Source organism: Microcystis sp. M049S2 (assembly GCF_020245625.1).
In the GTDB taxonomy this organism is placed as follows: Bacteria; Cyanobacteriota; Cyanobacteriia; order Cyanobacteriales; family Microcystaceae; genus Microcystis; species Microcystis ichthyoblabe_A.
The window spans coordinates 18,324-38,327 of the sequence record NZ_JADBUN010000049.1 but is presented as its reverse complement, the minus strand read 5'-3'; the positions used below and the strand labels follow the sequence as shown (position 1 = coordinate 38,327).

At 40.6% G+C, this 20,004-nt stretch carries 19 protein-coding genes, 1 tRNA gene and 2 pseudogenes; 10 read left to right on the top strand and 12 right to left on the bottom strand.

Features of this window, described 5'->3' with window-relative positions; genetic code table 11:
• The 3 genes and pseudogenes from IM496_RS04385 to IM496_RS04375 all read left to right on the top strand — a co-directional run.
• Window positions 1–415 (top strand): annotated as a pseudogene (locus IM496_RS04385) (beta strand repeat-containing protein); the annotation flags it as partial.
• A gap of 220 nt (window positions 416–635) precedes the next feature.
• Window positions 636–770, top strand: a pseudogene (locus tag IM496_RS22615) (transposase); the annotation flags it as partial.
• Between the two features lie 25 nt (window positions 771–795).
• On the top strand, window positions 796–912 hold the full coding sequence (locus tag IM496_RS04375; protein ID WP_502861507.1) for a transposase: 117 nt from the start codon (window positions 796–798) through the stop codon (window positions 910–912).
• Between the two features lie 38 nt (window positions 913–950).
• On the opposite strand, the gene IM496_RS04370 is transcribed toward IM496_RS04375, so the two are convergent.
• From IM496_RS04370 to IM496_RS04360, 3 genes are all read right to left on the bottom strand, one after another.
• Window positions 951–1,460 carry a tetratricopeptide repeat protein gene (locus IM496_RS04370; protein ID WP_104396985.1) on the bottom strand — a complete coding sequence of 170 codons (510 nt, stop codon included), beginning with the start codon at window positions 1,458–1,460 and terminating at the stop codon, window positions 951–953.
• 108 nt (window positions 1,461–1,568) lie between these two features.
• On the bottom strand, window positions 1,569–2,081 hold the full coding sequence (locus IM496_RS04365) for a hypothetical protein (RefSeq protein WP_104396984.1): 513 nt from the start codon (window positions 2,079–2,081) through the stop codon (window positions 1,569–1,571).
• Window positions 2,082–2,275: 194 nt separating this feature from the next.
• Window positions 2,276–2,761: an allophycocyanin subunit alpha-B gene (locus IM496_RS04360; RefSeq protein WP_052278103.1), complete on the bottom strand. Its 486-nt coding sequence runs from the start codon at window positions 2,759–2,761 to the stop codon at window positions 2,276–2,278.
• 232 nt (window positions 2,762–2,993) lie between these two features.
• Here IM496_RS04360 and IM496_RS04355 point away from each other — a divergent pair, with 232 nt between their 5' ends.
• Window positions 2,994–3,779, top strand: a complete 786-nt coding sequence (locus IM496_RS04355; protein ID WP_194017483.1) for a slipin family protein — start codon at window positions 2,994–2,996, stop codon at window positions 3,777–3,779.
• A gap of 144 nt (window positions 3,780–3,923) precedes the next feature.
• Here IM496_RS04355 and gorA read toward each other — a convergent pair whose 3' ends face one another.
• Window positions 3,924–5,276, bottom strand: coding sequence for a glutathione-disulfide reductase (gene gorA / locus IM496_RS04350; protein WP_287661322.1), 1,353 nt, complete (start codon window positions 5,274–5,276; stop codon window positions 3,924–3,926).
• Between the two features lie 312 nt (window positions 5,277–5,588).
• On the opposite strand from gorA, the gene dacB reads away from it, so the two are divergent.
• Entirely contained in the window at window positions 5,589–7,013 is a 1,425-nt protein-coding gene (gene dacB, locus IM496_RS04345) for a D-alanyl-D-alanine carboxypeptidase/D-alanyl-D-alanine endopeptidase (protein WP_287661321.1), read from the top strand.
• Between the two features lie 305 nt (window positions 7,014–7,318).
• On the top strand, window positions 7,319–8,797 hold the full coding sequence (gene glgA, locus IM496_RS04340; RefSeq protein ID WP_123230000.1) for a glycogen synthase GlgA: 1,479 nt from the start codon (window positions 7,319–7,321) through the stop codon (window positions 8,795–8,797).
• 135 nt (window positions 8,798–8,932) lie between these two features.
• Here glgA and IM496_RS04335 read toward each other — a convergent pair whose 3' ends face one another.
• The 3 genes from IM496_RS04335 to trmB are packed head-to-tail and all read right to left on the bottom strand — an operon-like array spanning window position 8,933 to window position 11,031.
• Entirely contained in the window at window positions 8,933–9,733 is an 801-nt protein-coding gene (locus tag IM496_RS04335; protein WP_287661319.1) for a tetratricopeptide repeat protein, read from the bottom strand.
• 19 nt (window positions 9,734–9,752) lie between these two features.
• A complete protein-coding gene (locus IM496_RS04330; protein WP_194015973.1) occupies window positions 9,753–10,361 on the bottom strand; it encodes a hypothetical protein in 609 nt (202 codons plus the stop codon).
• Between the two features lie 34 nt (window positions 10,362–10,395).
• A complete protein-coding gene (trmB, locus tag IM496_RS04325) occupies window positions 10,396–11,031 on the bottom strand; it encodes a tRNA (guanosine(46)-N7)-methyltransferase TrmB (protein ID WP_287661318.1) in 636 nt (211 codons plus the stop codon).
• Window positions 11,032–11,096: 65 nt separating this feature from the next.
• Between trmB and IM496_RS04320 the strand changes: the two genes are divergently transcribed.
• From IM496_RS04320 to petG, 3 genes are all read left to right on the top strand, one after another.
• Window positions 11,097–12,233 carry a metallophosphoesterase family protein gene (locus tag IM496_RS04320; RefSeq protein ID WP_287661317.1) on the top strand — a complete coding sequence of 379 codons (1,137 nt, stop codon included), beginning with the start codon at window positions 11,097–11,099 and terminating at the stop codon, window positions 12,231–12,233.
• 87 nt (window positions 12,234–12,320) lie between these two features.
• The gene (locus tag IM496_RS04315) at window positions 12,321–12,806 is read left to right on the top strand and encodes a hypothetical protein (protein ID WP_194015967.1); all 486 of its coding nucleotides are present in this window, start codon (window positions 12,321–12,323) and stop codon (window positions 12,804–12,806) included.
• A gap of 250 nt (window positions 12,807–13,056) precedes the next feature.
• Window positions 13,057–13,173 (top strand): cytochrome b6-f complex subunit V, encoded by a 117-nt coding sequence (gene petG, locus IM496_RS04310; protein WP_002738052.1) that lies wholly within the window; start codon window positions 13,057–13,059, stop codon window positions 13,171–13,173.
• A gap of 169 nt (window positions 13,174–13,342) precedes the next feature.
• Here the strand turns inward: petG and IM496_RS04305 are convergent, their stop codons facing one another.
• Window positions 13,343–13,894: a 1,2-dihydroxy-3-keto-5-methylthiopentene dioxygenase gene (locus IM496_RS04305; protein WP_103111815.1), complete on the bottom strand. Its 552-nt coding sequence runs from the start codon at window positions 13,892–13,894 to the stop codon at window positions 13,343–13,345.
• Between the two features lie 131 nt (window positions 13,895–14,025).
• Here IM496_RS04305 and IM496_RS04300 point away from each other — a divergent pair.
• Window positions 14,026–14,098, top strand: a tRNA-Ala gene (locus IM496_RS04300).
• 41 nt (window positions 14,099–14,139) lie between these two features.
• On the opposite strand, the gene IM496_RS04295 is transcribed toward IM496_RS04300, so the two are convergent.
• The 4 genes from IM496_RS04295 to IM496_RS04280 all read right to left on the bottom strand — a co-directional run bounded on the left by IM496_RS04295 (window position 14,140) and on the right by IM496_RS04280 (window position 19,997).
• Window positions 14,140–16,365: a hypothetical protein gene (locus tag IM496_RS04295; RefSeq protein WP_194015965.1), complete on the bottom strand. Its 2,226-nt coding sequence runs from the start codon at window positions 16,363–16,365 to the stop codon at window positions 14,140–14,142.
• 10 nt (window positions 16,366–16,375) lie between these two features.
• Entirely contained in the window at window positions 16,376–17,440 is a 1,065-nt protein-coding gene (locus IM496_RS04290) for an NAD-dependent epimerase/dehydratase family protein (protein ID WP_194015963.1), read from the bottom strand.
• Between the two features lie 27 nt (window positions 17,441–17,467).
• On the bottom strand, window positions 17,468–18,739 hold the full coding sequence (locus IM496_RS04285; RefSeq protein ID WP_194015961.1) for a glycosyltransferase: 1,272 nt from the start codon (window positions 18,737–18,739) through the stop codon (window positions 17,468–17,470).
• A 190-nt stretch (window positions 18,740–18,929) separates the two neighbouring features.
• Window positions 18,930–19,997, bottom strand: a complete 1,068-nt coding sequence (locus IM496_RS04280) for an NAD-dependent epimerase/dehydratase family protein (RefSeq protein WP_194015959.1) — start codon at window positions 19,995–19,997, stop codon at window positions 18,930–18,932.
• Window positions 19,998–20,004 lie beyond the last annotated feature (7 nt).

Sequence of the window (20,004 nt, the reverse complement as noted above, 5' to 3'; positions counted from 1 at the left end):
CATTATCGGGTCATCAAACGATGATATTCTCACTGGTACTCTGGACAATGATATTCTAATTGGTGGCTTAGGTAATGATACCATAACAGGGGGTGCGGGTGGCGATCAATTCACCTTTAACAACCGCAATGAAGGGATTGACACAATTACTGATTTTCTCTCCAGTCAGGGGGATAAAATTGCTGTCTCTGCTGCGGGTTTTGGCGGTGGTTTAGCCGCAGAAACTGGGATTACAGCCGAGCAATTTGTGTTAGGAACAACTGCATTAAATGCCAGCAATCGCTTTATTTATAATACAATCACTGGAGATCTATTTTTTGATAGGGATGGGACCGGTACACTAGCAGCCATTCAAATTGCAACTCTTAGTTCTAAACCCACTATTTCTGCCTCTGATATACTTGTATTAGTTTAAGGTTAATTCTGTCTCCTCTGTGTCTCTGTGGTTTTTATTAGATAATACAACAGGTCTTGCAGGGTGCGTTAGGCAGCTCATGAACCCAACAACCGCCAATTATGATGAACCCTGGAAAGAAGCATTAAGCGAATATTTTGAAGCGTTTTTATGCTTATTCTTTCCTGAAGTTCACCTAGAAAACGGGTTTCTTCAAGAAACCCGTTTTCTAGAATCAATAGGAGAAAATTTCCCTCAGAGAATGTATATTTATAATTATCGTGCCTTTGATTTGTATCAGAAACTGGTTATCAGTCTCGCTATTTTAGGGGATGAACGAGTAAATTGGCGACCAGATTCCTATAATTATCTGATATTTTGACAAGCGAACGACTCAAAGAATAGTAGAAGGAATCAACCCAAAAATTAAGCTGATGAAAAGAAAAGCTTATGGGTTAAATAACTTTGATAAATTTAGGCGAAGAGTCCTCATAAATTGGCATTTTGCTACTAATTGATCATACTCAGTCTAGGCGAGCTATTAATTCTTTTTTCATTACTTTTTAGGTTCTGGAGGTTGCTGTTTAGAAGCTGCCGCAATCGCTTGATTTAAGCGAGTTAATTCCTCCTTAAACTTCGGTTCTTGGGGATAGTTTTTGACTAATTTTTCTAGGATATTTTTGGCTCCAGAAACGTCTTGAGTTTGTAATCTTGTTCCATAAAGAACTAGCATAACTTCCAGATTGTCGGGATATTTTTGATATAACTTTTCTAAAGGTTCTCTAGCTCCGATAAAATCTTTTAACTGTAGGCGAGCTTGGGCCAGTCCTTGCAAAGCAGTGGGATTATCTGGTTCACGTTCGAGAATTTTCTCGTAACCTTTGACCATTTCTTGTAATTTTTCGGGGGGAATAGTTGCCTCTTGCCCGGGTTGATTGCCTTGGTTAGAATTAGAATTATTATTTTTCAGTAAACCCAAAGTTGGCACCACCATTAAAGCCAGAAATACTAAACCAGAGGAAACAATTAAGACTCGTTTGAGCGTATCGTTATTTTTTTTTGGCATACTTTTTAACAATTAGAGATAAGCAATTTTGTAGGGTGCGTGTTTGCGGCGATAACATTGGAATGAAAAACCAAAATTAGTAATCCGCACCCCATGCACCAGATAATATTAATCAGTAGTAACTTGATGAAATTCATGACCCCAAAGATTATAAGCCCAAATGCCCAAGCCAAAACTACCTAAGCAGAGGATGGTGATCATCAGGAAAACTTGCCACCTATTGTAACCCGCTTCCTGAAGTTCTAGACGGCCGAGGATAGTAGCAGCTAGCAGGATTAACACTCGGCTAAATACCGCCCACTTGTGGAAGATAAAGACTACCGCCAAAGACCAGCCGAGAATTGATAATACAGCGCTAATATCGTTTTTAAACCAACTGCGGAAAAATAGCGGCATTAAGTCACTAAACAGAGTTAATCCTAGGGCAATTGAGAGGATAACCCCTACCGCCAGGATATAGATGATGATTTCTAGCCATTCGCTAGTGAGAGTCCAATTCATCTCATCACCGCGGGCAAGTAACCAATCACTCCATGATAAACGCTCATGGGCGATCGACCAGCCAAACACCCCATAGACCGATGGAATCAGAAAAGTAAGTAGTATAATACGCCAAAACATAATCAGTTATCAGTTATCAGTTATCAGTTATCAGTGAGTAGTATGTATTAAGTAAGCAGTATTAAATGGCAGTTTCCTACTGTCTTTTCACTGTTTACTGATCACTGATCACTGAAAAAAGTCAAGCCTGAACCCTGAAAGAGACGAAAATTGCCCCTTTTCAGACTTCAGACCCGTGGAGTTGTCCCGATCGCTTAGGACATATACTGGATGATAAAGTCGAAGTAGGGGGCTGCTTCCACCGCATCCTCTTGAGTCAAAAGACCTAAAGCGGCCTCTTTGAGACAACGAATCGCTTCCACCATGCCGGGGACGGGAACATTAAGAGAGTTATACATCTCTTTGACCCCGATCAGGCCGGTTTGTTCGATCGGTGCTTTATCTCCGGCTAATACCCCATAGGTAACTAGACGCAGATACCAACCATAATCGCGTAAGCATTGATTATATTGACGCTGACCGTAGGCATTACCTCCCGGCGCTCTATAATCGGGACGTTTCTTGAACAGTTGTTTTTGAGCCTGATCGACGATTTTTTTCTCATTTTCAGCAAGAGTCTCGGCAATGCGAATTCTCTGCTCACCGGTTTTTAAAAATTGCCCGATACCCTGTAGTTCACCACTACTAGGATAACGAAGTTCGTCGTCGGCTTTGAGGATGACTTGGCTAACTACGCTCATAATATCAAGGTAAATTCTGATAACATTCTGTAGTTTATCTCAGGTCGGGGTCTGGAAGTCGAGTCATCCCTGCTGGTTAGGCAATTCCTAAAAATTGTAATATTTCGTTATGAGTTTCCCCGACAGCCCGGTTACTGTATAGAATGAATGTATTAGTGGTCAGGAGCGAGGAGATGGCAATTGAGATGTCACCGCACACCGATTAACTTGAACCCGATAAGTGGTAATTAATATGGAATTTTTAGCACCCTTGCTGTTGGTAGCGGGCATTCTGGGATTAAATGGCTTTAAAATCGATCGAGAATACCAGCGTGGTGTTATCTTTCGCCTAGGTCGTTATCAAGACACCAAAGGCCCCGGACTGTACTGGATCATTCCCCTAGTTGACCAAAAAATGCAGCTGGATATTCGCACTAAAACCGTCGATATCGCCCCGCAAGAAACTGTCACCGCCGATAATGTCACAATTAAGGTTAATGCGGTTCTCTACTATCGCATTATCGACCCTAGCAAAGCGATTAATAAAGTCGAATCCTATCCCGCGGCCGTTTATCAAGCGGCCATGACCACTTTAAGAAATGTAGTCGGTCAAAATCATCTCGATGATGTCTTGCAAAAACGGGACAAAATTAATCACGCAGTCCAACAAATTGTCGATGAAATTAGCGAACCCTGGGGCATTGATATCGAACGGGTGGAGATAAAAGATGTGGAAATTCCCACTGGTATGCAGCGAGCTATGGCCAAGGAAGCGGAAGCATTGCGAGAAAAACGGGCCCGTTTGATTAAAGCTGCCGCAGAACAGGAAGCCTCCTTAAAATTAGCGGAAGCTTCCCGATTAATCATGGAAAATCCCGCCGCTTTGGAATTACGCCGCCTACAAATGTTAACGGAAATTGGAGCGGAAAATAACACCAGTACCGTGATTATGCTTCCCTCCGATATCTTAAATCTCGCTCAAAAATTAACCGAAAAAATATCAGAAAATGGCTCAGTTGTCAATAGCCAAAAGGGTTAATTTTATCTGGTGTGTTAGGTTGTTTTAAGTAAGTGGTTATAATTAAATTGAAGATAGATTTTGTCTTTGATCCCCCCTGCCCCCCTTAATAAGGGGGGTAGCTGACAATTTTTAACACCTATCTAACACACCTAAAATTGCTGATTAACGCATGGTGACAAATTCCTCGGCAGCACTGGGATGAATGCCGACAGTGGCATCAAAATCGGCTTTTGTCGCCCCCATTTTTACGGCAATGGCTACTCCTTGAATAATTTCGGCGGCGTGATCTCCCACCATGTGCGCCCCGAGGATTTTACCACTTTCCTGATGGACAACTAATTTCATCAAAGTTTTGTCCTCTCGGCCTGGTAAAACATTGTAACCAGGGCGGAATTTAGACCGATAAACTTTAATCCCCGTGTCACCATATAGGTTTTTTGCTTGCAATTCTGTTAATCCCACCGTCGCCGCTTCAGGAGTAGAAAATACTGCCGAAGGAACATTTTCATAACTCATTAACCGGGGTTTATTACCAAAGACTGTATCGGCAAAAGCTCGCCCCTGATTAATGGCCACGGGAGTTAAATTAATTTGATCAGTACAATCGCCCACGGCATAGATATTGTCTTCGCTGGTTTGGCTATACTCGTTGACAACAATTGCCCCGTTTTTTACCTCAACATTGACATTCTCTAAGCCCAATTTTTCCAGCTTAGGAATTCTTCCAGTAGCGGCTAATCCTAGGGCATCAACAAATAAGATTTCTGAGGTTTCTTGACCCTGAATATGTACTTTTAAACCCGCAGCAGTTTTCTCGATCGAAGTGGGGAAAGTTTCGGGCATAATTTTAATTCCCTGACGGATCATTTCCGCTTGAATCTCATCGCGGATATCCTCATCAAACCCTCTTAAAATCTTGTCTTTACGGATTAACTGCACCACTTCTGTCCCTAATCCGTGCATAATACCAGCAAATTCTACCCCAATATATCCTGCCCCTAAAACTATAATTCTTTTCGGTTGTTCTGGCAGTTGAAACATGGCATCAGAAACTACTGTATGTTCGATCCCCGGAATATCAGGTTTAACGGGATGTCCCCCCACGGCAATTAAAATTTTATCGGCAGTAATTTTCTGATCTCCCACCTCCAGGGTATGGGTATCAAGAAACTTGGCATAATTAGGAAAAAGCGTCACTTGAGAATTATCGAGCATCTTTTGATAAATGCCATTCAAACGTATAGTTTCCTGATTAACGGCACTAATTAATTTTTGCCAATTTAACTGACTCTCTACCGGACTCCAACCGTAACCTTCCGCATCCTTAAATAGTTGCGGAAAACGACTAGAATAAACCATTAATTTTTTGGGAATACAACCGCGATTAACACAGGTTCCTCCTAAACGATCGTATTCTGCTAATCCCACTTTTGCCCCGTATTCGGCTGCCCGTCTAGCGGTGGCAATACCCCCAGAACCACCACCAATCACGAATAAATCAAAATCATAACTCATAAAAATATCCTCGCAAATACATAGAAATTTGACGGCATCAAAAAACTTTCTGGGCAAAAAGGGGAGCGAATATCTCCGATCAATCACTAACCGAATCTATCGAGTAACTAGCACAATATAGTCACTAATGCTGCTAAATTAGAGTCAATTTATTCACTAAGTAGCTGGTTATAATTAAATTAAAAATGGATTTTAGGTTCGATCCCCCCTGCCCCCCTTGATAAGGGGGGTGCCGATAGGCGGGGGAATCCCCCTTAATAAGGGGGGCATCTGATAATTTTTAACGCCTACCTACTGCCAAGATTTAATTCTATGCTAACACGCCGCTCGAAATTATCTTTTCTCTTGGGGACTTGTTCCCTATTTCTCTGGGTAAACCATCCCGTCACCCTCGCAACCCCCATCAGTCAAGACAATTCCCCCCCTTCCCAGTTTATCTGTCCAGCAGACTTAGCCACCGAGCTCGATCGCATTTTAGACCGACCCGATTATCAAGGCGCTTATTGGGGAATTTTAGTAAAATCCCTCAATTCTCAGGAAAATCTTTATAGTCTCCACGAAAATAACTTTTTTACTCCCGCTTCTACTGCGAAATTATTAACCACTGCCGCCGCTTTTAGCAAATTTAACCGCGATTATCGTCTGAAAACCCCCATTTTAGCCCAGGGCAACCCCCCCGATTTAGAAACTTTAACCTTAGTCGGTAGGGGAGATGCAACCATAACCACAGAAAAGTTAGAAAAATTAGCAGAAAAGTTAAAAGAAAAGGGAATTAAGTCAATTTCTCGCTTAATTGTCGTTGCTAGTCCTTTTGTCGTCTCCGATAGTCAAAAAACTTGGGAATGGGAAGATGTCTTTTTTGACTATGCTGTACCCGCTTCTAGCTTGGTTTTAAACGAAAATTCCGTTACTTTAAGGCTTTTACCGCGACAATTGGGGCAAAGCTTAGATTTACAATGGTCTGATCCCATTGCCGCTAAACAATGGCTAATTGAGAATCAAACCAGCACGGCAGCGCAAGGAAGCCCGAATACTCTAGCAATTAGGGGCAATTTAGCCAGTAATCGCCTGATTATCACCGGTTCTCTGGCTATTGATAGTCAAGATGATTTTAATTTAGCTATTCCCCAACCCTCGGAATATTTCCTCGATCGCTGGCGTAATATCCTTGAAAAAGCGGGAATTACCGTTAAAAACGCCGAAATTAGCTCAGAAATTCTCGGCGATGAAATCACCAATTTAGAATCAGAACCCCTAGCATATTTGGTGGAAAAAGTCAATAAAAATAGCGATAATTTACTAGCGGAAACCCTACTACAAATGCTCGGCGGTGTCTCGGGATTACAAGAAACTTTAACAAAACTGGGAATTAACAGCGATAGTTATAAAATCGGCGATGGTTCGGGGCTATCACGACAAAACCTGATTAAACCTAAGACTTTAGGGCAAATTTTACAACTAATGGCAGAAAAACCTGATTATCGCCGTTCTTTAGCTATTGGCGGCATTGATGGCACTTTAACCAATAGATTTCGCCAGACTCCCCTAGAAGGACGATTACAGGCAAAAACTGGGACATTAACCGGAGTTGTCGCCCTCGCCGGTTATCTAGAAACCGCCGACAATCAACCCCTAATCTTTAGCATAACCGTCAATAACAGCGATAAACCCGCCAATACCCTCAGAAACGGCATCGATGAGGTGATTTTGCTACTAGGACAGTTAAAACGCTGTTAATCTTTAGGAGACAGGAGATAGGGATTTAGGGAGATAGGGAGATAGGGAGATAGGGATTTAGGGAGATAGGGAGATAGGGAGATAGGGATTTAGGGAGATAGGGAAATTTCAGCTAAATTCCCCACTACCCCAACACCCCAACACCCCAACACCCCAACACCCCAACACCCCAACACCCCAACACCCCAACACCCCAACACCCCAACTAATTCGATCGATCGAGCCATTTAATCACAGAAGACTGTATACTTTTGTAAAAATTGCTTCTAGCTGACCTGTAGATTAATCGAGGGAGTTATTGATATATGTATATAGTTCAGGTTGCCTCCGAGTGCGCCCCGGTGATTAAAGCTGGGGGATTGGGGGATGTGGTATATGGATTGAGTCGAGAATTAGAAATTCGCGGTCATTGCGTGGAGCTAATCCTACCCATGTATGATTGTATGCGCTACGACCAAATTTGGGGCTTACACGAGGCTTATCGGGACCTGTGGGTGCCTTGGTACGGTGGCGCAATTCACTGTAACGTTTTTTGTGGTTGGGTACACGGGCGCTTGTGTTTCTTTATTCAACCCAATTCGGGGGATAATTTCTTTAATCGCGGTACTTACTACGGTTGTAAAGACGATAATATGCGTTTTGCCTTCTTCTCTAAAGCCGCTTTAGAATTTTTGCTCAGAAGTAATAAACGTCCCGATATAATTCATTGTCACGACTGGCAAACGGGTTTAATTCCGCCCTTACTTTTTGAAATTTATAAATATCATGGTATGGGCAATCAGCGCGTTCTTTACACCATCCATAACTTTAAACATCAAGGATTTGGTGGTGCAGAAATTCTCTGGGCAACAGGATTAAATAACGATTCTTATTACTTTAGCTATGCCCGAATGCGCGATAACTTCAATCCTTTTGTGATTAATTTTATGAAAGGTGGTATCGTCTTTTCCAACTATTTCAATACCGTCTCACCCCACCATGCTTGGGAAGCACACCACACCGATGTTAGTTACGGTTTAGGTCATACAATTCACCAGCATCAACACAAATTTACTGGCATTCTCAACGGTTTAGATTACAATATCTGGAACCCAGAAGTGGATAAATTTATTCCTGCACCCTACGGTATTGATAACTTCTCCGAGAAGGCACGCAATAAGAAGGCACTGCGAGAAAGACTCTGGTTAAGAGATGAACCAGAAAAACCCTTAATTTGTTATGTCGGTCGTTTAGATGACCAAAAAGGCGTACATTTAGTTCACCATGCCATGTATTATGCCTTAGCTCGCGGGGCGCAATTTGTCCTACTAGGTTCCGCCACCGAATCGTTAATTAATAACTGGTTCTGGCATGAGAAAAATCACCTAAATAATAACCCTGATGTCCATATTGAATTGGGCTTTAATGAGGAATTATCTCACCTCATTTATGCGGGGGCTGATATGATTGTGGTTCCCAGTAATTTTGAACCCTGCGGACTGACACAAGTAATCAGCTTAAAATACGGAACCGTTCCCATCGTCCGGGGAGTTGGTGGTTTAGTTAATACGGTTTTTGATCGCGATTATGATACCTATCACAAACCCGAAGAACGCAATGGTTTTGTCTTTTTTGATCCCGATAATAATGCCCTAGAATCAGCCATGTCCCGGGCATTAGAATTGTGGTACACTCAACCGGAAGAATTCCAAAAATTAGCGATTCAAGGCATGGAATGCGATTACTCTTGGAATCGCCCCGGGGAAGAATACGTTGCCCTCTATGAAATGATTCGCCACAAATAAACTGTCTTGTCTCTAGCAATTCCCTGGCAGTTGTCAACAGAAATTCGAGGAATAGATTTGTTGAAATTACTGGGGAATTGCTTTAGTTCTGACCGATTCCTAACCCCACCAACAAACTTTTTCATCAAACCCTACTTAGTAGAGCAGAAATGTTAACTTTGCTTGGTATTCTTGGGTGAGGGGATGACTAACCCCCAAAATCTGAAATATAGCTAACATGGCTTTTCTTGCCCCATCCTGACGATATTTTCTACTTTCTTCCACCAGACTGATCATTTTATCTAAAGCGGCGGCATAATCTTCTTTTAAAGCGAAATTAATCCCAGTAAAAAATATCGGATCGAGGGGATTATTTTCTGGTTTTAACTGTTGAAATTCTAGGAGAGTTTTCCAACCTTTGATAACAGGATTTTCCTCTTTAATAGCACTGATTAATCGATAGGCATCTGACCATTTTTCCAGACGCATGAGAAATTTTACCGCCATAATAACTAATCGCGGTTCGTTGGGATATTTAGGAAAAAGACGATCAAATAATTGTTTAGCTGCGGGCAAATTATCGAGGGCGATCGCTTCTTTGATTTCTGCTAATCCTGTTTCTAATTCCGATTGTAAATCGAGACGGGAAAATAAGTCTCTAATTTGTTCTTCTGGCAAAGCACCGACAAAACAGGGTAACACTTCTCCCTTGCTGACAATTCGCACATCGGGAACTCCTTCCACATCGTATTGTTCGGCTAATTCGGGATTTTTATCTATATCTATTTTGGCCAAGATAAAATTATATTCACTTGCCAGTTTTTCCAGCATCGGTTTTACCAATTTACAGGGTCCACACCACAGGGCATAAAAGTCTAAAATCACCGTATTTAGATAGGACTTCTCGATCACTTCACTGTCAAAATTTGTCCCATCTACCTCGATAGAATATCCCATCTATTTCTCCTCTAATAACTTATTTTTCAGCTAGTTTTGTCTCACTTACCTCTTTTACCCAAAGGGCTAATCCTCCCCCTCGTCCCCGGGCTGCTATCATTGTTTCTGTGATCAGAAAACAGGCAAAAAATGCCTGTTTTTTGATGCTTTCCTGATAAAAATTCGCTTCGCTTACCTGGCCATTTCTAATAAAACCAGAATAGAAAGAGCGATTAAATAGGGTTAGGTTGAGCCGGGTAAAATCAAAGGCAAGAAGACGGGTTTTAGGAAAAAACTTAACCGGACCGCTTACGGATAGTTTTACTGCCCCTAAAACTATCTGATTGCTGACGCTTCCAGAGATAAATTCTCCCGGTTCTAAACTCTCATTTCTTTGGTAAGAGATGGTAATTTTTAACCAGGATGGTAGATAGCGCCCCTTACCCAAAACAATTCCCGCTCTCTTTTTCGCTTTTTGAGTTCCCGTGATAAAGTATAATCGCCAAGTACCGACTAAAGCCTCAAAAGTCAGATTTTCTTTAGTTTTTTTAGTGTTTTTTTCTTTGGTTAAGAGAAATTCTAGCAATTGAGAGACAGGGGGGCGATTATTGTCCTCAAGTATTAGGGGTGAGTCGAGATTTATAACCATGATTTGAGACAGTGCCAAGATATTTTAGCTGAAGCTACCGAACTCGAAAAAGCGAGCGATAAACCGGTTGACCCTTATTATAAGTGGACTTTTCCCTTTCCGTCGGTACGGGGAAAATATTTTCCTCTAACCAGGGGGTTTCATGTTGCCGAACAAAATGGGGATGTGCTTGAAATCTCTCCGTCATTTCCAGGGCGATCGATTCCACATCCGACTGTAAAAAAACCCAGCCTCCAGATACCATATACTTAGCCAAAGCTATGACTAATTCCGGCTGCACGACTCGACGCTTACTGTGACGCTGTTTAAACCAAGGATCGGGAAATTGAATCGACACCCGAAATAACTTATCTGCGGGCAAAGATTGCAGTAAAATTTCTGGGGCAACATTCATATTGCCAAAAACAAAAGCGAGATTTCTTAATCCTAACCTTTCCCGTTCCTGATTCGCTTCAATTACCAAAGGTTGACGAATTTCAATCCCCAAAAAATTAATTTCTGGCTCTACTTGGGCCATTTGTAACAAAAATTTACCCCGCGCACAACCAATGTCAAGATGGAGAGGTTGCGTCATATCCTGATAAACTTGATTCCAATCGGGGGGAGCGATCGGATGGCGATATTTATGACTTAAGGGATTGACGTGCTGACGAACGCGAACTTTAGCCAAAGATATTTTCTCCTCATTTCTCCTCGATCAATCTAGTTTACCGATATTTAGCCCAATTGAATGCGATGAATTTCCGTTTCGCCATTCTCAGCGATCCTCATATCGCTTTACCCACAACCATTTTGAACCATTCTAATCGCTTTCATCTGGTGGAAGTGAGTATTCCCGCTTTAAAAATTGTTTTAGACCATCTCATCACCCTTAACCTCGATTTTCTGCTGATTGCTGGCGATTTAACCCAAGATGGTGAACCAGAAAATCATCGTTGGTTAGCCGATTGTTTAGCCACTTTACCCTTTCCCGTCTATGTGGTGCCGGGTAATCATGATGTTTTGAGTTTAACCGCAACAGAAAACCAGATCGGTTTAGCAGATTTTCCCTTTTATTATCAACAATTTGGTTACAGCCATCCCGAACAAATATACTACCAAAAAGAAATTTTACCCGGAGTGCAATTAATCGGTCTTAATTCTAATCAATTTGATGAGCAAGGTAAACAAATTGGCAGTTTAGATGCAGAACAATTGCATTGGTTAAAACAGACTTTACCCTCGCTAAAAAACGATCTAGTGATGGTGATGATCCATCATAACGTTATCGAGCATTTACCCGGACAAAGCAATCATGAATTAGGTAAACGCTATATGTTGGCTAATGCGGTAGAACTGCTCGATATACTACAGGAAAACGGCGTAAAATTGTTGATTACTGGCCATCTCCACGTGCAGGATCTGGCTTTTACTAGAGGTATCTATGAAATTACCACCGGCTCCCTCGTCAGTTATCCCCATCCCTACCGGGTGCTAGAATATTGCGAAAACACGGTTGAATTAGCCATAGAATCTTTTCATCTGCAAAATATACCCGGATGGGAGAATTTACCCGCTATTTCTCGGCAATGGTTAGGCGATCGCTCTTATCCTTTTATGATGCGTTTATTAACCTGCCATCCCCTCAATCTTCCCGTGAGTCTAGCGGAGGAATTAGCCCCAAAATTACGCAATTTTTGGGCAGATGTGGCCCAAGGTGACACAATCTTCGATTTTAGCGATTTTCCGCCCCTAGCACGCCGTTATTTCTACGCTTTCAGTGCCATCGATCCCCTCGGTAATCCTCATTTTATCGACAATCAAGCTGTAATTAGTTTCAAACATCAGTTTAGTTATCAGCGCTCAAACTTTCTGCTGGAGATGGGAGAATAGCTGCAACAAATAATTAACTATAGCTTATAGTTATGGTACGCGGCCGCTATCTTGGCAGAAAATATCAAAAAAAATCAATAAAAATAAATGGAAGCACTTAAAAAGGAATTAAAAAAAATCGGTTCTCTTGCCCTCTTTTTTTTCTTGGCTTTCGGTTATATTCTTCTGATCATGAAATTATTTCTGGAAGAGTATTCGATTACCACCTACGTTTTGGGTAAAGCGATCGTAGGAGCGATCCTTGCGGCAAAAACCGTGGCCATTCTCGACGCAGCCATGAAGCTAGAATGGTTAGAAAATCGTCCCCGTTACGTTAGTGTTCTATATCGAACCTTTGTTTATACCCTAGCAGCACTGATTCTCGGCTCGATCGAGGCTTTTATAGAAGCTTATCTGGGAACGCGGGTAATTTCGCAGGCAATGGCCAAATTTTGGCAAAGGGAAAGTTTCTCTCAAATCCTTGCGGTTACTCTCTGTCTCGCAGTGGTTTTTTGTCTCCACAATCTCTGGCAAGAAATCGATCGCTATTGGGGTAAAGGCAAATTGAGAAAATTTTTTCTCGATCGCTCCTAGAGTAGAGCAGTTATCTTAATAGTGAAGTTTTCCTTTTGGGGAGTCGGGAGACTCCGAGACAGGAGACAGTCTTGAATCAGTTATCAGATCTGAGTTTTCAGTTCACTGATTACTGATTACTGTTCACTGTTCACTGAAAATACACCCCCACACCCCACTTAAGAAGTATGTACGATCGCCCTATCTTTCGCGGGCAACCCCTGCTAGGATAAAATACGGGTGAAAAATTGCTAATCCAAGGAGTACAGACGTGATTGAACCTTTAGTGCTAGGGATTGTCCTAGGCTTAATTCCCATTACCCTAGCGGGTTTGTTCGTTGCCGCCTATTTACAGTACAAACGGGGCAATCAATTCGGCTTAGACTAAATCTATCACGCCAATCCCCCGAATTGAGAAAATCTCCCGTCAAGCTAGGCACTAGACGGGAGATTTTCAACAGGACAAATTTGCCGCTTAACAGATTGTGGCTGCCGGCGTTGCCATCCCCGCAAAACTTATCTGTCTTACTGGGAGAGCGATCGCCTAAAACCAAGAGCTACACGGCTGTTAAACTAGGAAAACGAATAACGGTTTCCGTGTATTCGGGAACCCATCCGGCGGTAGTGGTGAAGTAACGCACTGCTTTAACTCGTTTACTGGCAGTGAGGTGAAACCAGTGTTCGGTATGGGCGGGAACATTGATGTATTCTTGAGGTTGAATAGTTAATTCCCCCTGAGAACCATCGGGAAAGACAAAGCCAAAAACCCCCTCCCCATCAATGATATAACGCACCTCATCGTCAGCGTGGGTGTGACAGCGCTCGAATTTGGCCAGTAAAGTGTCGAGATTGGGAATTTCAGGGTGTAAAACGATTAAATCTCTAGCTTGATAACCCGCTTCTTGCTTTAGTTGCTCAAAATAACCGTCTAAGCTGGTTAAAACTATTTCTTTTTCTTCGTCAGTGAGAGAAGCTTGTTTAAGTAGCTGACGGGTGGCCTCGTTTTCGATCGGCCAATAGTTTAAAGTAACATTTAATTTGGCCAATTCCAGACTAATATCGGCTAACTGGGTATAGGTTGTCCCATTCTCTAAGCGTAGTATCGCCATTGGTTATCATCCTCAAGATTACTTTTTCCATTTTAAAGTTTTCCGGGGGCAGGCCGCTCGATTTTTTACCCCTCGATCCCTTGCCAGTTCCTAGGATTTTCTGCTCAAAAATGCTATTATGGTCTATATCTGGGGAATTAGCTCAGTTGGTAGAGCGCTGCGATCGCACCGCAGAGGTCAGGGATTCGAGTTCCCTATTCTCCATTTTCCAGAGATATTAACCGCTTTTTAAGGTTCAAGAAAGATTATGAACCGGCGTCAACTTCCCAAAAAGGTGTTACTTTTATTTCTGGGGAGAATAGCAGAGGATTACTGACAGAAAAGCTAAAAGACTTAACTTGTGGTGGTAATTTTCCTTGAAAAAATGCCATTAATTCCTGATCATTTCTTGGTAGGTGACTAAGGATAACTCCATTAGCTGAATTATCTTGAAGAAAGCGAAAATTGGCTTGAGTTCCATCGAGATAATTAACGTTAATTATCACGGGAGGGATTCTAAATATTTTTTTGATTATTTTACCCAACCAAGAATATTCAAATTTAACTTGAACACGAGTAATCCCACTATTACGAGTAGGTAATTCATAGACTTGATCCCAAGTAACATTAGTAGTCTCTCCTAGAGGGGTTGGAATGCAACGACTGACTTTTTGTTTTTCTAGAAGATAAAAGTTGGTTTTGATTGCGGGGACTTGGAAGGGCGAATTTACCGAGTCAAGTTGATAATTACAAACCACATAGGAAAAGGCTTTAGGTTCATCAAAAAAAGGATGTCTGCCATCAATAGCTTGAAAGTGATAAATCAGATAATCTCTGGGAGATTGAGATAAGCTTTGATAATTTAGTTCATCCAGTTTTTCTGTATAAGCAGAATAGGATTGAATAATCGGCCGCGGTTTCCAATTAAGCTGATTGCCCGGAATAAGTGAAAATTCCCAGGGAATTACATCAATAGTTTTGCCTTGCACTTTTTCCAGCACAGAATCGGGTATTTTGGTAGCGGTAGCAATGACTTGTAAATTTTTAGTTGTACTCCTTTCACCTCGCATCTTTAATTCTGTGGGATTAAGCATAGAGGAAATGACAACCCCAATATTATTAGCCACCCTATCGGGACTGAAATTACTCCACTTGCGAGCATTTTCCAATATAGTCCAATTAGGACTAGAGGTGATAATAATACATCCCAAAAAAATTATTCCCCAAGCACAATAAGCAATTTTCTTAAACCGAGATTTTTTAATAATTGTTGTATAGAGAGAAGCTAAGAGAATAACCACAAGTGTAAAAACAACAACGTGAGCATCTTGCCTAACGAATCCATGCTTAAATGATAAAAATATAGTAAAAATATAGGCAATAGCCAGACTAATTTTTTGGTCTATAATTGCCAGCGACATTAAAAGCAAACTTAAGGCAAAACAGAGCAAAGCAATTAGTAAACGCGGGTAATTTCCTACAATACTCATCCCACTGGAATACCCAGAAGAAATTTGCCAAGAATTACTCAAATATCCCATAAGAGAGGGAAAATTATCTAGATTAATTGTTTGGAGGAGAAGTAAACCATAAAGCCCATAAAATACTAACAGAGGTAACAAGTTAAGCAAGTGGTTCTGATTAAATAGAAGATAGATTTTGCCTTTGATCCCCCTTGCCTCCCTTAATACGGGGGGTGCTGATAGGTGGGTATATCTGACGATAAACCAGAGAGCCAAAGCTACTCCTCCAGCAATGCAAAGATTAACTATAATGTGAATAAAGGCTCGGTTATAAGAGGCTGGATAGAGAAAAATAAAGGCAATGGAAGGAATGCTTAAAGTTAAGTTAATACCAGCGAGAACATTTTTTATAACTATCGATGGTGACTTTTGAAAATATCCCCGAAAAATATTAACAAATATGTAGATAAACAGGCTGCCTGCTAGATAAATTCCTAAAGTTAGTTTCGTGAGTATAGAGAACCCACTGATCATACCAATAGCTATAGCTAAATAATTGATGTACTTTTGAAAAAAGTTATCAAAAGACATTAGTATCATGAGGATAAATGTCATCTGATAATCAACGGTAAAGCCGATACTGGTGTAGGGATTTCCTACTAGAGTAGCAAAAATAATTGACAGCACAAAAACTATTTGATTGCTATAGCTTTTAATAAATAATAATCTGAGAATAACCACCGCTAATAGACAAAGGTGTATCAACCAGCGAAAATAGATAATTTGGGAAAAGTTGTGATTTAAAGATGTGCCATGAACCAGATAGCCTAGGGGTCCATAGGTGAAGATAATATCTTGACCAAAAATTAACTGTTTATGGGCAGCATCACTAATGGCAAAAGCCCAAGAAGGATCTAAGCCAATTCTTAACCAGTCAATCCTAGGTAAATTTGCCAGAAAAAAGTAGGCAGTAATAATAATTAGTATTCCCTTGACGACTACAGGTAATTTGAGAGATTTTTTTTGCATAATTATTCAGTTAAAAAATACCTTTTAATTCCTTCTCGTGATTATAAATCCAATCAAAGATATCTTGGATTAATTTTCTACCGTCTCGCTGGGGTTGCCATCCAGTTATAGAACTGATTTTGCGAGAATCAGTGATAAAAATTGGCATATCTCCGGTGCGATTTTCGGGAATTGCCTCAATCATTATACTATTGCCCGTGATTTCTTGACATAGTTTTGTGGTTTCATAAAGGGACAAGGAAAAATTTTGCCCACCCCCCACATTAAAAGTCTGCCCATTGAATTGTTCTAAATTAGCAATCTGAATATCGATTAAATCGAGTAAATCAGCTACATGAAGAAAATCTCTAACCTGTTTCCCTGTACCCCCATAACCGATATATTTTAAGGACTTCTGAAAGTAATGATTAGCCACCCAAAGGGCAAAAACTCCCTGATCAACTTTTCCCATCTGCCAAGGACCAGTTAAAACTCCACAACGATTAATTAAAGTTCTTAATCCGTAGGCATCCCCATATTCATTAATAATCAATTCCGATGCTAACTTAGTGGAACCGTAGAGAGAACGGGGCAAATCTAAGGGAAATTGTTCACTGATACCAAAAGCAGAAACCCCAGGTAAATTTTGCTGTTCAGATAACTGAAAACGAGTATCTGTTTCTGTATAGTTTAATTGATTAAGATAGGCAATGGGATAAACTCTGCTGGTGGAGAGAAAAATAAAATCTGCTTGGGTTTGTCTAGCTAATTCTAAACAGTTAATCGTTCCAATTAAGTTTGTTTGCAAAACGTAGCCTGGGGAAGTATAACCAGCTAAAACAGAAGGTTCTGCCGAACATTCTAGGATTAAATCCACTGGCAAAGCTGATGCTTCTAAGTCTTCTGCATTTCTGACATCTCCATGAACAAATTCAATTCCCGCTTGTTTGAGACGGGAAATATTTAATTCAGAACCCCGACGCTTTAAGTTATCTAAGGCGATAATTTTCCAGTCGGGATAGAGTTGGGCTAATCCTAAACCTAAAGAACTGCCCACAAAACCCGCACCACCAGTAATTAACACTTGCCTAGTCATCAATAATACTCCACTAGATAATAATTATCAACCGACTTGATTCTTTTTCTGTTTGCGCTTATAGTCGCCTCGAGAAAGGTGTTTTTCTAACCAGATAGAGAGAACTATAAATAAATAACGGCTACCCATTTCCTTGAGTTTTAACTTGGAAACCCCCGCAGTACGATTGCGCCAAGTAATGGGAATTGTCGTGTAGGAATATCCTCGCACGATCGCTTTTAAGGGCATCTCTACTGTTAAATTAAAATGGTGAGACAGTAGAGGTGAGATTCCTTCGATAACCTCCTTCCGATAGATTTTAAAGGCGTTAGTGGTGTCATTAAATTTTAGCCCAAATAAAACTTGAATGAATAGATTAGCCAAACGATTAACGAATAACTTGTGTATGGGATAATCAATAACTTTTCCTCCCTTGATAAAACGAGAACCAAAAACGCAATCGTAGCCTTCTTGCAGTTTATAATAATAGTCCACCATGTTATCGGGAGAGTCGGAATTATCTGCCATTACTACTGCCACTGCATCACCGCTAAAATTTTCTAATCCACAGCGTACCGCAAAACCAAAACCATTGGGATAATAGTTATTGATGTAGCGAATCCGAAGATTTTCTTGGTTGATTTTTTGCAGAACTGCTTCGGTGTTATCTTTGCTATTATCATTAACCACTAGGATTTCATAATCAATTTTATCCTCTTCTAAACGTTCAGATATTAAGTGAGTGGTGCTTTCGATGCAATCCTCTTCGTTGTAGGCAGGAATAACTATTGATAGGGTTTTTACCCCATGGTTATGCCTTGACTGACGTGGGTGAGAGTAACCGTCCATCTGGAAAGCTGGTGCTAATCCTTCGGGATAGTACATTTCTGTCTCATTAGTCTTATTCTTGGATTTAAAAATTAGGCTATCACTGGCAACATAATTAATACTAGCTCCCACTAAAACCCCGATCATTGTGTTAACGCCAGGGCTAAGTCCTAACCAGTTTAAGAAGGGAAATATCAAAAAAACTCGCAGTAAAACTGCTAAACCTGCCGAGAGATGATAGAGAGGAAGTTGTATCAAAATTACATCTCTAATTGTCCAATCTCCCCCAGTCCACACCCAGATTCTATAGATAAAAAAACTAGCAATTAAAGATATTTCTATCGAAATAACATTAGCAACATTCTTCAGAAATGGGGTATTAAATCCCAAGTCGTCAATGAACCAATAAATTAAGAATAAGTTGATTAGAAATGCCACTCCCCCAGCGATGAGAAATCGGAAAATTTTATTGTTGTAGATTTTAGTTAACATAATAGTCTCTTAAATATGCTCTGGTTTAGTTTTTTTAGGTCAACATTGCTACTAATAACATCACTAATGTCCTCTAGTTAACTAATTAACAGAGTTCCTCAATTACTAGCAGTATATTTGGCTAAAAATCACTTTTGTAACGAGGGAAAACTAGCAGATAAAAACTGATCAAAATAATTCTTAATTTGCCCTAAGTCCAACGGCTAACGTTTTGACTAAAAATCTCTTTGAGAATATCCGTTACTGTGTAGGTTAACTGCCAATCAGGATAATGATTTTTAAACTTACTCACATCAGAAATCCACCAGATATGATCACCAATGCGATTAGTCTCCACATACTGCCAGTTTAACTTTTTATCCGCAATTGCTTCACATTCTTGAATAGCTTCTAACATGGAACAATTACTAAAGCGACTACCACCGATATTATAAACTTCTGCTACTCGCGGAGTTTGATAAAAATGATAGAAAGCATTGACGAGATCATAACTATGAATATTATCGCGTACCTGCTTACCCTTATACCCATAAATACTGTATTCTTTGCCAATCATCGTACATTTCATTAAGTAGGATAAAAACCCGTGTAATTGCGTTCCCGAATGACTTGGACCGGTTAAACAACCGCCACGAAAAGAGGCAGTTTTTATCTCAAAATAACGCCCGTATTCCTGTACCAACACATCCGCCGCCACTTTCGAGGCACCGAACAAAGAATGTTTACAAGCATCAATACTCATCAACTCGTCAATACCTTGAGCAAAATAAGGATGATTTTCCGAGATTTCCCAACGTAATTCTTTTTCTACTAAAGGCAATTCATTCGGTCTATCCCCGTAAACTTTATTGGTGGAACAGAAAATAAATACTGCTTGGGGACAGTGTTGACGAGTATTTTCTAATAATACTAAAGTTCCGTTAGCATTGACACTAAAATCCATATAGGGATCCTTAGCTGCCCAATCGTGGGAAGGTTGCGCCGCCGTATGGATAATTAAGGATATATCATGACTATAGGTTTTAAAGATAGCTGAAATCGCTTCATGATCGCGAATATCTACAGCATGGTGAATGTATTTATCACCGTAATCTTGGGATAATTTGGCTCGATTCCACTCCGTCGAAGCGTCTTCGCCAAAAAATACCTGACGCATATTATTATCGATACCGACGACAGTATAACCCCGATCACAAAAAAACCTCACTGATTCGGAACCGATTAAACCAGCAGAACCGGTTACTAGAACGATCGCCATAACTATA